Source organism: Gayadomonas joobiniege G7, from assembly GCF_000300815.1.
In the GTDB taxonomy this organism is placed as follows: Bacteria; Pseudomonadota; Gammaproteobacteria; order Enterobacterales; family Alteromonadaceae; genus Catenovulum; species Catenovulum joobiniege.
Map to the genome: position 1 here is coordinate 117,698 of NZ_AMRX01000001.1, position 15,344 is coordinate 133,041.

The 15,344-nt window shown below is 40.2% G+C and carries 12 protein-coding genes; 9 read left to right on the forward strand and 3 right to left on the reverse strand.

The genetic code is table 11. From position 1 onward, the window contains the following. The first annotated feature begins 93 nt into the window (after positions 1-93). Positions 94-354, forward strand: coding sequence for a 30S ribosomal protein S20 (rpsT, locus tag C727_RS0100605; RefSeq protein WP_017443677.1), 261 nt, complete (start codon positions 94-96; stop codon positions 352-354). Between the two features lie 61 nt (positions 355-415). Here rpsT and C727_RS0100610 read toward each other — a convergent pair whose 3' ends face one another. Further along, positions 416-3,301, reverse strand: coding sequence for a putative bifunctional diguanylate cyclase/phosphodiesterase (locus C727_RS0100610; RefSeq protein WP_017443678.1), 2,886 nt, complete (start codon positions 3,299-3,301; stop codon positions 416-418). Between the two features lie 199 nt (positions 3,302-3,500). Between C727_RS0100610 and C727_RS0100615 the strand changes: the two genes are divergently transcribed. The 6 genes from C727_RS0100615 (at position 3,501) to C727_RS0100645 (ending at position 11,054) form a co-directional block, all read left to right on the forward strand. Beyond that, entirely contained in the window at positions 3,501-4,874 is a 1,374-nt protein-coding gene (locus tag C727_RS0100615; protein WP_017443679.1) for a M28 family peptidase, read from the forward strand. Positions 4,875-4,977: 103 nt separating this feature from the next. Continuing rightward, positions 4,978-5,784, forward strand: a complete 807-nt coding sequence (locus C727_RS0100620) for a UDP-2,3-diacylglucosamine diphosphatase (protein WP_017443680.1) — start codon at positions 4,978-4,980, stop codon at positions 5,782-5,784. Positions 5,785-5,920: 136 nt separating this feature from the next. Further along, positions 5,921-7,639: a bifunctional ornithine lipid synthase OlsF gene (gene olsF, locus C727_RS0100625; protein WP_017443681.1), complete on the forward strand. Its 1,719-nt coding sequence runs from the start codon at positions 5,921-5,923 to the stop codon at positions 7,637-7,639. A gap of 218 nt (positions 7,640-7,857) precedes the next feature. After that, positions 7,858-8,577 (forward strand): ATP-dependent zinc protease family protein, encoded by a 720-nt coding sequence (locus C727_RS0100635; RefSeq protein WP_237742285.1) that lies wholly within the window; start codon positions 7,858-7,860, stop codon positions 8,575-8,577. A 13-nt stretch (positions 8,578-8,590) separates the two neighbouring features. Continuing rightward, positions 8,591-10,123 (forward strand): inactive transglutaminase family protein, encoded by a 1,533-nt coding sequence (locus C727_RS0100640; RefSeq protein ID WP_017443683.1) that lies wholly within the window; start codon positions 8,591-8,593, stop codon positions 10,121-10,123. Next, positions 10,113-11,054 (forward strand): alpha-L-glutamate ligase-like protein, encoded by a 942-nt coding sequence (locus C727_RS0100645; RefSeq protein WP_017443684.1) that lies wholly within the window; start codon positions 10,113-10,115, stop codon positions 11,052-11,054. Before C727_RS0100640 ends, C727_RS0100645 begins: the two co-directional genes overlap by 11 nt. A 139-nt stretch (positions 11,055-11,193) precedes the next feature. Here C727_RS0100645 and C727_RS0100650 read toward each other — a convergent pair whose 3' ends face one another. Both C727_RS0100650 and C727_RS0100655 read right to left on the reverse strand, forming a co-directional pair. Next, positions 11,194-13,635, reverse strand: a complete 2,442-nt coding sequence (locus C727_RS0100650; protein ID WP_017443685.1) for a hypothetical protein — start codon at positions 13,633-13,635, stop codon at positions 11,194-11,196. 22 nt (positions 13,636-13,657) lie between these two features. Then, positions 13,658-14,131: an FxsA family protein gene (locus C727_RS0100655; RefSeq protein WP_017443686.1), complete on the reverse strand. Its 474-nt coding sequence runs from the start codon at positions 14,129-14,131 to the stop codon at positions 13,658-13,660. 276 nt (positions 14,132-14,407) lie between these two features. On the opposite strand from C727_RS0100655, the gene aroQ reads away from it, so the two are divergent. Beyond that, positions 14,408-14,866 (forward strand): type II 3-dehydroquinate dehydratase, encoded by a 459-nt coding sequence (aroQ, locus tag C727_RS0100660; protein ID WP_017443687.1) that lies wholly within the window; start codon positions 14,408-14,410, stop codon positions 14,864-14,866. A gap of 24 nt (positions 14,867-14,890) precedes the next feature. Next, positions 14,891-15,343 (forward strand): acetyl-CoA carboxylase biotin carboxyl carrier protein, encoded by a 453-nt coding sequence (accB, locus tag C727_RS0100665; RefSeq protein WP_026052479.1) that lies wholly within the window; start codon positions 14,891-14,893, stop codon positions 15,341-15,343. Position 15,344: the final 1 nt, after the last annotated feature.

A 15,344-nucleotide genomic window follows, 5' to 3' on the forward strand; every position in this document is an offset into this window, starting at 1 on the left:
GCGAAATCGATTGACATTTAGCGCTTAAACAGGCATATTTTCGCGCCTTTAGATAAGGGTAACCCTGATTTTCGAGTATTTAGGAGTTTAGTTTTGGCTAACATCAAGTCTGCTAAAAAACGTGCGGTTCAAGCTGAGAAAAGTCGCCAGCATAATGCAAGCCGTCGTTCAATGATGCGTACATATTTAAAGAAAGTTGTTACCGCTATTGAAGCTGGTGATAAAGAAGCTGCGACTTCTGCTTTCCAAACAGTTCAACCTCTGTTAGACCGTTTTGCTTCACGTGGTTTAATCCACAAAAATAAAGCTGCACGTCATAAGAGCCGTTTAGCTGCTCAAATCAAAGCTTTATAATTTGCTTAGATTATAAACAGAGATGTATACGTACAAAAAACCAGAGCATGCTCTGGTTTTTTTATGCTTGTTTTAAATAGTCAGTAAAAGCGTCAATTGTCAGCGGTCGAGCAAAATAATAACCTTGAAAAGCCCGGCAGCCAATTTTACTTAACGCGTTTTGCTGATTTTCTGTTTCGACACCTTCTGCTAACACTTCTAAGTTTAAATGTTCAGCAATCGAGATGATAGACTCTATTAAAGGTGTGCCATTTTCACCATTGATCTCATCAACAAAACTTTTATCTATTTTAATCTCATCCAGTGACAACTCACGTAAATACGACAGTGATGAGTAGCCGGTACCAAAATCATCAAGCGACACCCTAAAACCACCTTTACGTAATTGAATTAACCTCAGTTTAGTTTCATTGACATCCCGTAATAAGCTAGTTTCGGTTAATTCTAGTGTCAGCAGCTCGGCGTTAATCTTTGCATTTTGCACGCTGCGAAAGAGCTTAAAAACAAATTCACTATCGGCAAACTGCCAAGCGGATAAATTCATTGCCAAACCACCAAAGTTAGGCTGCGACTGCCACTGCGAAATTAATTTTATTGTTCTTTCTAACACCCAGTCTCCAAGTGGGTGGATCAGTCCGCTCTCTTCAGCTACAGGTATAAACTCTGCCGGTGAAATAATTTCACCCTCGGTATTTGTCCAGCGTAATAATACTTCACCCGAAATTTGTTTCGTATCAAGCCTGATTTGCGGTTGTACTGCTAACGTCAGTTGGTTTTCTTCTATTGCTCTTTTTAAGGCATTTTGCAGTATAATTTTACGCTCAATTTGCTGTTGTACTTCTGGATCAAATAAATGCAATAAACCGCGCCCATGTTTTTTAGCTTGAATGAGCGCGGTTTCCGCAAAACTTAAAATTTCCAGTCTGTCGGTACTTTGCAATGGAAAAATACACACGCCAATAGTCGCCGATACGTTCACAATCAAATTACCAATTTGAATCGGCTTTTCGATAGATTCGATAATATCTCCACCGATCTCAATGGCGTGGGCTTTAATTGTCTTTTTAGTATGCTTTTCAGAAATTACCACAAATTCATCACCACCATATCGCGCAACCATTAGGGTTGAATGGCTGTTCAATCGTCGCCCTACTTCGCGTAAAACCTGGTCGGCTACATCATTACCTAAAGAATCATTGATATATTTAAAATTATCTAAATCTAACATTAACAATGCAGAGTGCTCATCAGCTGAATAGGTTGATAACTTAAAAGATAAACGCTCTTGCAATTGGGCCCTGTTGGGCAATTCGGTCAGGTAGTCATAATAAGCGAGCGTTTTTATTTTTTGTTGTGCCTCTTCCAACTGAAATTCGGCCGAAACCCTAGCAACAAAAACATCTAATAACTCGCTAATACTCCCAGGCACCTCAATTGGGTCGACACTCATAACGGCTAAGACCCCGATAAAACCAGAATCAGCATGAGTTAATGCCGCCCCTAAATACCCCTGTACGTTTAAATCTTGTAATAATAAATCGTTAGGAAAACACTGCTGAACATTGTTCGGGTACCAGCAAACGCCTTTATCCTGAGTTTTGGCACAAGGGGTACCCTCTAAGCTATATGAAAAGTTATCTAAAATATGTTCACCATGTGCGACGGCCACTGTATGCATTGTTAGCCCATCATCCGATATCCTCGCAATAAAAGCGTAATCACTGTTAAAGGTTTGATTTAGCATGCGCACCATTTGCGAATAAAATTGGCTGCCCCAGTTGGCTGTCACCGCAGATGCAACTTTTTTAACGGCCTCTTCTACTGATTTTTGGTGGGAAATATCAATCACTCTGATGCAATATCTTTGTGCCTGTTGCTGCTCGGTTAATGGGAATAGATCTACACTCAACCAACATACATTGATGCCTTCCGGTAAAAAATACCCTAAACCGGATTTAATATTGAGTTCAGGTAGGTGAACAAAATCATTCGCTAACTTGAAACTCAGGTTATTTTGCTGACAAGCAATTCTGATAAACTCAATCAGGTTAAACTGACTTTCGCTTAAATCTTGTTGCCAGAACTCCCGACTCGCCGAATTACACATAAGCACCCGGCCACCGGCATCAACAATATGAGTTGCAACGGGTTCTTCTTCTACAATTCGAGCCAACACCACTTTTTCATTTTTTAACTTAATGCTCTGTTGAACTTCAAGTTGCATCTTTTCGGTTAGTTTTTTTAACTCAAGATTCGTATTAAACGCATTGTAACCAACCCCAATACTGACAAATAACACAAATAAAACTAATGCAAAACCATCCGTCTGAATTACATAGGCAATTTCAGTCTGTCCATAAATATTTACCGCTGTTATGAACAATTGAACGATAAGGTATGCCGCTAAACCCAGAGATACCATAGGATCTTTACGATAGACTTTTACTGCCCAAAAAACAGCTAATAACAAACCACTAAAGAGCGCTATAAACCATACTAAACTCCAAACGCCGCCTAGTCCGACCAAATAATAAAAACGAGTTCCCTCAACAAAAGTTGAAAGGAGTTCAGGCTGCTGGGAAAACTTAATGCCATAAGGAAGTATCAGGTTTGCCACTGCGAGCGTAGCAAAACCCAAAGCAAATACGATAATTAAGTAATAATAGGCACGACCACCTAAATAACTGGCTAACAACGCCAATAAAAAAGGAATATAAAAAGCAACCACACAAGCACGCCAGCGCTGTAGTTCAATTGCAAACGCTAAATCGTTCGTCAATGCAATTTTTACACTGAGAATTTGAAATGCGGTTCCAATCACACACAGAGCTGTTAATGAAAACAATCTAACTCTATTCTGGCTGACACAGAGTAAGCTCAGCGACATCACAGCAGTTAACATAAACATCCCTATCGTTATGTTAAAACTACTCAACACTAAGTTCATGCATAAATATCCTTTCTGGTCAAACTTGTAGGCGCTGCTCTCGCTAAGCCCACCCCTTTGTATGTTTCATATACAACTATATTAGAAATATTATAAAACAACCAGTGACTAGCCTATAATTAATAAAAGCACCATCAAACTAGCATTCTTAGCCAATAACTGGTGTAATTAAAGTTTTTTGTTTCGATTGAATATTTTAATGTTAAAACGTATTTTTATTTCCTGCTTAGTTTTGTCTTTTTTGCTTGGGCAAAATGTATTTGCACAATTTAACGCAAAAACATTGGCTGCGTTAAAAGAACAAGCGTTAAGCGAAGATATTGCCTACTTTAATGCCGAAAAAATTAGCACCGAATTTGGTGGTCGAATGCCTGGCTCAGCAGCGGCAGAAAAAACTATTCAATGGATAGTGTCTGAGTTAACCCAATATCCACAAATAACCATTCAAAAACAAAAAACTCGAGCCAGAAATTGGACTAACCAATCAGCATCTGTAGAAATAGTAAGCCCTTACTCACATAACCTTAATGCGGTTTCACTAGCAGGTAGCATAGCCACACCAGCCACAGGGGTAGAGGCTGAGGTAGTTAAAGTGAGCTCACTAGAACATCTGCGTGGTATTGATGCAAAAGCGCTGGCAGGTAAAATAGTTTATATCGACCGCAAACTATCTAAACAAAAACCACTATCTGATTATTATCAAGCCAGCTTATTACGTCAGCAAAGTATTAATTTGGCTGCTCGTAAAGGGGCGCTAGCCGTGATCCAACGGTCAGTTAGCATTGCCCGCTCTAAATTACCCCACACAGGTTTAATAAAATATCAAAAAGATATAAAGAAGATTCCAGCGGCGGCCATTTCTACCTCAGATGCTGATTTGTTAGACCGTATCATCAACCGTAACCAAACAACGAGAGTTAAGCTTATTTTAAATAACACTGAAAATAAGTGGCTAGATACCAGTAATATTATTGCTACATTAAAAAGTCCAAAACAAACAGCCGAAAATATTCTCCTGATAACCCATATTGATTCTTGGTCTTTGGGCACAGGAGCGTTGGATAATGCTGCGGGCGTTGGTACTATGTTAGCAAGTATGAAACACCTAGTACAATTAAATAAAGACTTGGAACGTAATATTGTAATGGTCTTTATCGGCTCTAGCCGCTTGGCCCCAATTGGCATTCAAGACTTTATCTCTGCCAACTCAGAACTCATCAAAAATACTCAGGTGGCAACCGAATTAGATATGGGTGCAGGCGCTGTTATACGTATGGATAGCCGCCTAAACGAAAATTTTTTAAGCAGCGCAGATCGCTTACATACTCTATTAAGTGATCTGAACATAACCCGCGGTCATAACCATTCAATTGGCGGCTCTCAAACCCACTTTTTAATTCAACAAAATGTCCCAGTGATCAGCTGGATACAACAACCCGATGAATTTTTTAAATATCTACACTCAGCAAACGATACGTTTGATAAAGTTGAATTAACCGATATGCAACAGCTTACTGCGACCTTAAGCGCATTTTTATATGTTAGCGCCGCCTCCCAGATGGCTTTTAAGTAAGGCTTCATTAAAGCTTCACTAAACAGTCAAGTTAGCTTAACGCAGCTTTCGCACTCTATACCTGTGCTCATAGGCACAGGTATCAATAGAAGCGAGAACTTGCATGGCTAACACAAAAACTCAATATCAAAGTATTTTTTTATCTGACATTCATCTTGGCTGTCGAGATTGCAAAGCAGAATACCTATTAGATTTGCTCGAGAAAGTTGACGCCAAAACAATCTATTTGGTTGGCGATATCTTTGATATCTGGGCTTTAGAAAAACGTTTTAATTGGCCGCAAAGCCACCATCAAGTTGTAGATACACTCATAGAAAAAGCAAAAAATGGCGTTAAAGTTATCTACGTGCCGGGTAACCATGATGAAAAAGTTCGCCGATATATAGGTATGACGTTCGCTGACATTGAAATTCACAGCCATTATATTCACACCACGGTTGATAACAAAAAATTTATTGTCGTACACGGTGATGAGTTTGATGGTGACGTTTGTTTGGGTGCCTGGCAATCACGCCTTGGTGATGTATTGTACGACCTTCTTTTATTTTTAAATCGTACATGTTTTAAAATAAGAAAGTTATTCGGTTTTGGCTATTGGTCATTAGCAGGCTATATTAAAAGTCGGGTTAAGGGTGCCAACGAAGCCATTGAACGTTACCGCCAAGCCGCGATTGAATATGCGATTAAAAACGGAACCGATGGCATTATTTGTGGTCACATTCACCAGCCCGACGTGATTTACCAAGATAATATCTTATATTGCAATGATGGTGACTGGTTAGAAAACTGTACCATGCTTGCTGAAAATTTGGATGGCAGCATTGAATTAATATATTGGACTGAGACTGTGCAACGCCTGTCTCATTATTCTGCTCAAAAAACAGTAAAAACAGCCAATCAGGCTGCTTAAGCCTGACAATTGTCCAGCATTAAGCTGTTATATAGTCGGTGGGCGAATAAGAAACAAAAGTGAAATAAAAAACACAAAATCAGTTCACATTTTGCGTTTAAAGTGCTGCAGATTAAGATCTGGAGTGTCATTTTATATGTTTACCGTAGACGAAGTTATTGAGAAAAATTTACCTCAATTACAAAAGCATCCTCTACTCACCTCTATTACCCGTGCAGCTTTACGTCGTTTATTGCACGAGCGTGAGTTTATAGAGTTTGGCGAAAAATATCCCCATTTAAAAGGTTTAGACTTTGTAGAGCAGGTGCTAGATTATTTCGATTTTAGCTACACCATATCAGCGCGTGATTTAGAGCGTATCCCAAGCCATGGCCGCTGCGTTATTATTGCAAACCATCCGATTGGTTCCCTTGATGGTTTAGCGCTGATAAAGCTCTTAAGTGAGGTCCGCAAGGACTTTAAAGTGGTCGCAAATGAGCTGTTGATGGCCATTTCGCCATTACGTGAATTGTTGCTGCCGGTTAATAATATGGGCGGCGGCACAGCTCGTGAGAACATCCGAGGGATACAAGATTACCTCAATAACGAAGGTGCTGTATTGATTTTCCCAGCCGGTGAAGTCTCTCGGTTAAAACCTATTGGTATTCGCGATAGCAAGTGGAACGGCGGTTTTTTAAAGTTTGCTAAAGCGACTCATTCACCAATTTTGCCTATTCATGTTAGTGGCAAAAACTCTACATCATTTTATTTGTTATCTATGATGTACAAACCACTTTCAACACTGTTTTTAGTTAAAGAAATGTTCCGCCAACAAGATAAAAATATGCCTGTGAAAGTTGGCGAATTAATTCCTTATGACGGTTTTAAAGGGTTACAGCTAAACAACAAAGAGCAAATCCGCTTATTCCAACGCCACTTATACCGTATCGGCAAGCAAAAAAAAGGCTGTTTTGCGACTGAGTCAGCAATTGCTCGAGCTGAAAACCGAGACGAATTAAAAGCTGCACTTAAAAAGTGTATGCATCTGGGTCACACCAGTGATAATAAAGATATCTATTTATATCGCTTTACCGATAGTTCACCTGTAATGAGAGAAATAGGCCGTTTGCGAGAAGTCGCGTTTCGGGCTGTTGGTGAAGGCAGTGGTAAACGCAGAGATATTGATAAATACGACGCTTATTATGAACACTTAATTTTATGGGACGAAAAAGACGCTGAAATAGTGGGTGCTTATCGCCTTGGTGATACCCAAAAAATTGTTTCTGAATATGGTCAAAATAGCCTCTATACAGACTCTTTATTTAATTATGCTGAGCAAATGGAAGTGTATTTAACACGCGGGTTGGAGCTTGGCCGCAGTTTTGTGCAGCCTAAATATTGGGGTCGCCGTAGCTTAGACTATTTATGGTATGGTATTGGTGCTTATTTACGCCAGCACCCTGAAATTCGCTATTTGTTCGGCCCAGTTAGCATGAGCAACAGTATGCCCAAGGCGGCCAAAGATCTCATGGTGTACTTTTACAAATTGCACTTTCAAAAAAATACCGAAATTGCTCGCCATAAACAACCATACCAGATCCCCAATGATACGGTTTCTGCGTTAAAAGAAGAGTTTACTGGAGAGAGTTACAAAGAAGACTTTGTAAAGCTTAAATCTATGTTAGCCAATATGGGCACAAGCATCCCAACCTTGTACAAACAATATAGTGAGCTTTGTGATGATGGTGGGGTTGAGTTTTTAGATTTTGGTGTTGATCCTGATTTTGCTGACTGTATTGATGGTTTGGTACTTGTTGATATTCAGAAACTTAAAGACAATAAAAAAGCCCGTTATCTAGGCACTGATGGCGAATAATAGTTAAAAAGTCGCGTCCGTTAGGCGCGACTTTTACTTTTTACGCAAGTTAAATTAATCCAAACCTCTCAAACCTTCGTTATATAGTTATTTTAAAGCGTTTTTTGCCGCACAATTAACATTTTTGCGGCGATAACTTGCCACTATAAGCGTGAAAATGCGAATATAACCCATTAAATAAAATTGCTGTAAACATGGAAATGAAAACCTTGAAATACATGATGTTAATACCGTTTGCTCTGTTGCATACCGGTTGTGCGAGTTTTTTTCAGGCTCAACATGAAGAACAAAAAGCTGAACTTAACAAATTATCAAACCAAATAACCGCCTGCTATACATACCATAATAAACAGCTGAGCGATCTACAATACAGTGACCAACAACTGCAGCAGTCACTTGTCCAGCTTAATCAAACTCAGCAACAGATACTAAAAAAGATAAAACAACCTAAAGTCACTCAGCCAACCTATACAGAGTGTAAAAAACCATCTTATGAGGTGGATGGTAAGGTAATATTGGGCATGGCTGAATGGGTTTATTTTCCTGAGCTAGACAGGCACTTCAAAGCCCGAGTAGATTCTGGCGCCACCACTTCATCAATCAGCGCCAAAAACATACAAAAGTTCGAACGTGACGGCGATAACTGGGTGCGCTTTGATATGATCCACACAGATACGGGCCTAGAAGAAACCTTAGAAGCGCCAGTTGTTAGAAAGGTTCGTATCCGCCAGGCCTCAGCCGACGAAACAGAACGCCGTTTAGTGGTTGAGCTTAACCTTTATTTAGGTAAACAGCTAAAACAAAAAGCCGAATTTACCTTAGCAGATCGCAGTGAGATGAACTTTCCAGTGTTGCTAGGACGTGAATTTTTGCGTGACGTCTCTTTAATTGACGTTGGTCAGTCGTATTTACACGACAAATATTCTAACGAACAATAATCGGGGCTTTATTATGCAACATTCCCGCTGGCGCTTTCATGCCCTTATCTTTATCTTGTTTTTTAGTGGCTTATTGCTCTCTATTTTTCGCCACATTGAATACCAGGTGCCTTGGTTACCAGGTGAAAGCCTAACGACCTGGTCGTTAGAGGCCAGAGTTGAATTATTGGCTGGTGATGATCCCGTATCAGTGCGCTTGGCGCGACCAACCGACCAGCCTGGTTTTACCCGTATCAACGAATCAACTGCTTCACCTGGTTTTGGCGTTGTTTATCAAAATACGCCAGATCGTATCGAGTGGACTAAACGCAGTGCAACCGGTACACAAACATTGTTCTACCGCACAGAATTTTTAGTTGATAACGCTCAAACTGGGAGCGAGCCACCCGCCCCGAGTTTACCCACAGTGGTTTGGCAAGAGCCTTATAACACAGCAGCAGAGCAATTATTACAAAGTGTGCACGCCCGTTCTGCTGACCCTATTAGTTTTGCACAGCAATTATTTTTAACACTAAAACAGAAAGATAACCCAACTGGACAGAACATCTCCTTATTAAAAAACGCCCAACCAGACAGTGCGACATTAGCCGTAAAACTATTAAACCAAGCAGAGATCAAAGCCGCGACCATTCGTGCACTAAGGCTTGAAGATGGTCGTCGGCGACAACAACTCGTCCCATTGATTCGGGTTTGGGTAAGTGATAACAAGAGTGTCATTTTTGATCCTCGAAGCGGTCAACAAGGATTGCCCGAAAATCACATCATTTGGCAATCAGCTGGTTTGCCTTTGTTAGAAGTTATCGGTGGTGAAAACTCAAGTGTCAATTTTGCAATCATTCGCCAACAAGAAAGTATTACAGGTGCTGTGCGTGCACAACACGATAATTCACATGATTTAATTAATTTTTCAATTCATAGTTTACCGCTAGAAGAACAGGCGTTGTTTAAAACCATTTTATTATTGCCTGTAGGTGCACTCGTAGTCTGTTTATTACGAATTTTAGTTGGTTTACGAACTTCCGGAACTTTTATGCCAGTATTGATCGCCCTGGCGTTTATACAAACTTCGTTAGTTACAGGTTTAGTTGGCTTTTTATTGATTGTTTTTACCGGTTTAATGCTCCGCGGCTACCTATCTCAGCTTAACCTGCTATTGGTTGCACGGATTTCAGCCGTCATTATTAGTGTTATTGCTATCATCTCCTTGTTTAGTTTGGTCAGTTACCAAGTTGGTTTAAGTGAAGGCCTTAAAGTTACCTTCTTCCCTATGATTATTTTATCCTGGACGATAGAGCGAATGTCAATTTTGTGGGAAGAAGAAGGGACCAAAGAGGTCATGATCCAAGGTGGTGGAAGCTTGTTAACTGCGATCATTGCTTATCTGGCAATGACCAATGAATGGGTTCGCCATTTAACTTTTAACTTTTTAGGGATGCAGCTGATCTTGTTGTCCTTTATTTTGGCACTTGGCAACTATACTGGCTACCGTTTGTTCGAGTTATTCCGCTTTAAAAGCATGGTCAAGGACAAACAAAATGCTAACTAACCCATTTGCATTAGCCCGCATGGGCATCCTTGGCATGAACGAACGCAACATTTGTTATATCTCTAAATATAACAAACGCCGTCATTTTCCACTGGTAGATGACAAGCTCAAAACCAAAAAACTGCTGATGAATTCCGATATCCATGTACCTGAGTTATTAGCCACGATTAAACATCAGTTTGATGTCAGAAACCTGTTTCAGCATCTGCCTAAAACAGGTGGTTTTGTCATTAAACCGTCTAAGGGCAGTGGCGGTAAGGGAATCTTAGTGGTTCAGGAAAACCATCAAACTGAGTTTGTAAAACCCAGTGGGCAAAGTTTGCAAATCGATCATTTACAGCACCATTGTTCTAATATTCTAGCCGGTTTGTATAGCCTAGGTGGCAAACCCGATGTCGCTATCATTGAACGCTTAATTAACTTTGATCAGCTATTTGCTGATTACAGTTTTGAAGGTGTGCCAGATATTCGAGTGATCATCTTTCAAGGTTACCCTGTTATGGCCATGATGCGACTTTCGACAGAAGCGTCGGATGGTAAAGCTAATTTACATCAAGGTGCCGTTGGGGTTGGCTTAGATTTAAAAAACGGTCAGGCGTTACATGCAGTGCAATTCGGTGAGCCTATCAGTCATCATCCGGATACCGGACAAAACCTAAAAGAGCTGAAAGTGCCCGACTGGACCTCTTTATTAGAGTTAGCGGCGAAGTGTTATGAAAGAACAGAGCTTGGTTATTTAGGCGCTGATATAGTACTGGATGTAAAACATGGTCCTTTATTATTAGAACTCAATGCCAGACCGGGCTTATCAATTCAAATTGCGAATGGTTGCGGTCTTAAACCTCGCCTCAAATTAGTCGAAAAACAAACGCTTACTCGGACACCAGCCGAGCGGGTAAAATTTAGTCAAACAGAAATGGCCCTTCTTTAAAAGGAAAGGGCCCACTTCTCTCGTTCAACAGATCCTCACATCAATTAATGCTGTTTAAAAAGTTTTTATTGACCAGGCCGCTGCAAATATATTGTTTTAAATCAACGGCCAGCCGATTAGACTTTTTGTTTAATCTGTATTACTCGGGTTGAGGAAAAAACTTCTTGCAACCACCACCAGCCACATCACTGGCGGTCCGTAAAACGCTTGATAGCGGGCTAGTAACAGCACCACTGGTGGTATTAAACAGCACGTCACGAACTTTTGAAAAAGGACCATCTAATTTTTGCTGTACTGGCGCGCAGCCGTCCTCTTTTAATAAACCAAACTTAAAATCTTTAAACGCATTATTGACCAGATCTATGCCACCATAAAAACCTAAATGGTTATCTTGGGTTTTGATGCGTGTATTGGCAATTTTCACGACACTTTGATTAATTTGGCCATGCACCTCTATCTGCTCTACTTTTGTTGAGCCTTTTAACTGCATTGCCCCTGAACCTAATTGGACAAATTGCATGGCAATCATACCGACTGGTCCTGTCACTAAAAAGGTTCCAATATCGAACAATGAGGTTTCTTGACTGGCTTTAAAACCATCTAAAATTTTGTCTAATGCTAAACCATTCAAGTTAAAGTCGTCTGTCTTCAACCAAAACTCACCATTTACACCCGCCGGTAACTCAGCACCTTCATCTAATACAAGATCTGAAGAAAATTCTGCATTTAATAAACCCGTGGGTTTAATTGGGCTGGACACCAACATAGGTGCCAGCTTATCTAAATTAAGCTGATCTATCTTAGAGATAAGGTTGACTTTAATTTGTTTACCTTGCTGCTGAATATCCCCGTTTACCAAAGCACTGCCATCGTCTAAAGTCACACTAGCATCGGTTAAGTGAACACCTGCGTCTATGGTATTAGCATTCATCTTTAGATCTTTTAAACGTGTTTGTAGATACTGAATATTTGCAATATCAACACCTAAATTTGCACCTGGCTTAAAATCGCTTAACTGTTTAATCTGGCCATTTTCTATCAAGGTAAATTGATCGGCAAAAAAGTGGATCGGATGCACATCTAACCAGACTTCTTGGGTATTAGGATCAGTGACTTTAACGGTTATATTTTCTAAATGTATCTTTTCAATACGCGCCAACCGCACTTTTTCAAGCGCTTCGTTTGTCTTGCTCTCTTGTTGTTCATTGGGCTGACTGTCACTTGCCGCCCCCTCAGTGAGTTCATTATCGCTGGTTTCACCTTCGCTCTGCTGAGTTTTATTTGTATCGCCTGCCCCCGCACTATTGCTGTCGGTGGTCGATTGAGGGTTTTCTGGCTCAACTGGTTTTGCCTGCTCAACTTTTACCGCCAGATTTTTAGCCACAAGATCATCTAACACAAAAGCATAAGGCTCAGATAAATTACTATGAGCTTGCATTGACATCTCACCCTCAAACGTTTTGAACACTAGCTCATCCAAAAAAAACTCGTCTTTTGCCAACCGACTGGTGAACGATAGATCATCAATTTGATAAGGATCTGCAATGACATGTTCAAGTTGACTTTGCAGGCGAATATTAATCAGATCTTGCCAGCGTTTGGCTTGCAAATTTAACTGAATATCCGATAGTTCAATATCTAGATCTTGAACTAAAACGGATTGCTCAGGTATCTCTAAACTCAAATCGTTATTGTTAAAATGCATATCGCCAATTGCGAGTTCAAATGGCAGCGATGGGATCAGAGGGTTGATATTTTGCGTGCTCGACTGGGCACTATTTTCCGTCACCAGATCTGATTCTTCAACGAAATTTTTATTATCATCTGTCGGCGAAATTCGCTGTACAAACTTAATCAATGATGCTGAGTTATTAAGTTTAGTTAGGCTCAGGAGAGGCTTTTGTGAACCACTTTGCAAGTTTGCCGCGAGCTCTGTTTTGGTAAATTGTGCAATTAATTGCTGCTGCTCATTGTTTTGTTCAAACTCGACTTTTTCCAATATCACGACCACATGCCCCACCAAAGCATTAAGATCAAAAGGAAAAATAGGTGATAACTGCCAGTCGGAGAGCTCGATGCTGGCTTCATTAATTTGGATAGATTCAGCGGCAGTGTTAAAATCAACATCAAACGAACGAACGGCAAAATAGTCAAGCTCAGCAGTCGAAAAATAGCTCTCGTCATCCTGCTCGTTGCCACTGTCTTTTACAGCGGGTGGCAAGTTATTTTGTAACGATTGCAGTCCTTTTTGTGAACCTTTAACTTTTAAACCAGTTAAAATCAAGCTATCAACATCGACAGTACCAGACAGTAATGCTTGCCAATTTAAATTTAAGTCTAGTTTTTCCAGCAAAATGGTATCACCATACTCATCCTGCCACTTAATGTCTGTCAACATTAATTGCCCTGGCGCCAACAATTTATGTTCAACCTTACCAATCTGAACTGTAAACGGATAAGGTTTTAGCGCATCAGAAACTAACTTATTAGTGACTCCAGTACGATCAAATAGATAGTCAAAGGTGACAATTGATATCATTAAAAAAAGGACGACCGCTAAACTGATCCGTGCAAAACGCATTTTCTGCTCCTATAAAATTTCATTAATTATCGTCTTTGCGTTCCCATTGCCCTTCAATAACTTCGTTTTGCTGTTTACGCTCTTTTGAATAATAATTTTGCTCGCTACCATAAACATTCTGAGATTGGGCAACAAACACTTTATGGCCGACCTGTGCCATCACAACTTTGGCTAATGGTTTACGCGTTAACGGTAATGTTAAGAGTAGACCGAAAATGTCAGTAATAAAACCAGGGGTTACTAACAATATGCCAGCCACTAAAATCATTAGACCTTCAGTTAATGACTCTGCTGGTAACACCCCTTGACTCGCTTTTTTCTGAATTTCGGCTAAAGTCGCTAAACCTTGATTTCGCACAAGGTGGGCACCAGCTAGCGCGGTCAAGATGACAATAAAAAACGTATTCCAACCACCAATGAGATCGCCAACATGCAGTAACACGGCAATTTCAGCGATAGGCAGAACGATAAATAAAAAAAATAATTTAAAAGACATAAGTATCCTGTTGTACTCACTGATTAAAATTTAGATCAAAAAAACGTTAACAAGTTCACTTTTTTAAAAGCTTTTGCTTAATCTAATCCGTGCTGCCAAATTCGGTAAAAAGCAGGTTAAATATCCACTAAAAGTCGATTAAAACGAATTATTTAGAATTTTTTTGATTTTTGATTTCAAATTAATGATATTTCTTCTATGATTAACGGCAAAATGTAACTTAACAGCATTTTCTCAGATTTTTCTTCGAATAACCTGGATAAAAAGACAGTTTTAATGCAAAACAAAAAATTTAAAGTGCTTTTGTTAAACGGCCCTAACCTAAATATGTTAGGAAAACGTGAACCTGAAATATACGGCAGCACTAGCCTCGCCGAAATAGTTTCTCAGCTAACAGATAAAGCGTCAGCTTTAAATATAGAGCTGATCCACCAGCAGTCCAACGCCGAATTTCAATTGATTGATATACTGCATCAACACTTTGGCCAGTTAGATTATATCATTATTAATCCGGCTGCGTTTACTCATACCAGCGTTGCATTAAGAGACGCCATCTTATCTGTCTCTGTCCCTTGCATTGAAGTTCATTTATCTAATATTCACAAGCGCGAAGCTTTTCGCCATCATTCATACTTTTCTGACATCGCCGAAGCCGTTATTTGCGGTTTGGGCAGTCAGGGATATTTTTACGCGCTTGATGCCGTGCATCAAGCTTTAAACCATGAGTCACACTAGATTAAAGAGAGAAAGACAATGGCAATGGATATTCGCAAAGTTAAAAAACTAATCGAATTAGTAGAAGAATCAGGCATCTCTGAATTAGAGATCACCGAAGGTGAAGAGTCTGTTCGTATTAGCCGAGCTGCACCTGTGGCAAATTTTGCCCAGCCAGTTGCTGCACAACCAATCTCAGCGCCAGCGCCGGCAGCGCCAATTGCTGAAGCGGCCACAGCCGCACCAGCCGCTGCCGAAGAAGCCGGACACCAGGTTAAATCACCTATGGTGGGTACATATTACGCAGCACCAAAACCTGGAGCAGCTGATTTTGTCAGTGAAGGTGACAGCGTCAACATCGGTGATACTCTTTGTATCATTGAAGCGATGAAAATGATGAACGAAATCACAGCTGACAAAGCAGGTACAGTGAAAAAGATTATGGTACAAAATGGCGATGCGGTTGAGTTTGAACAGCCTCTATTCATCATAGCTTAAG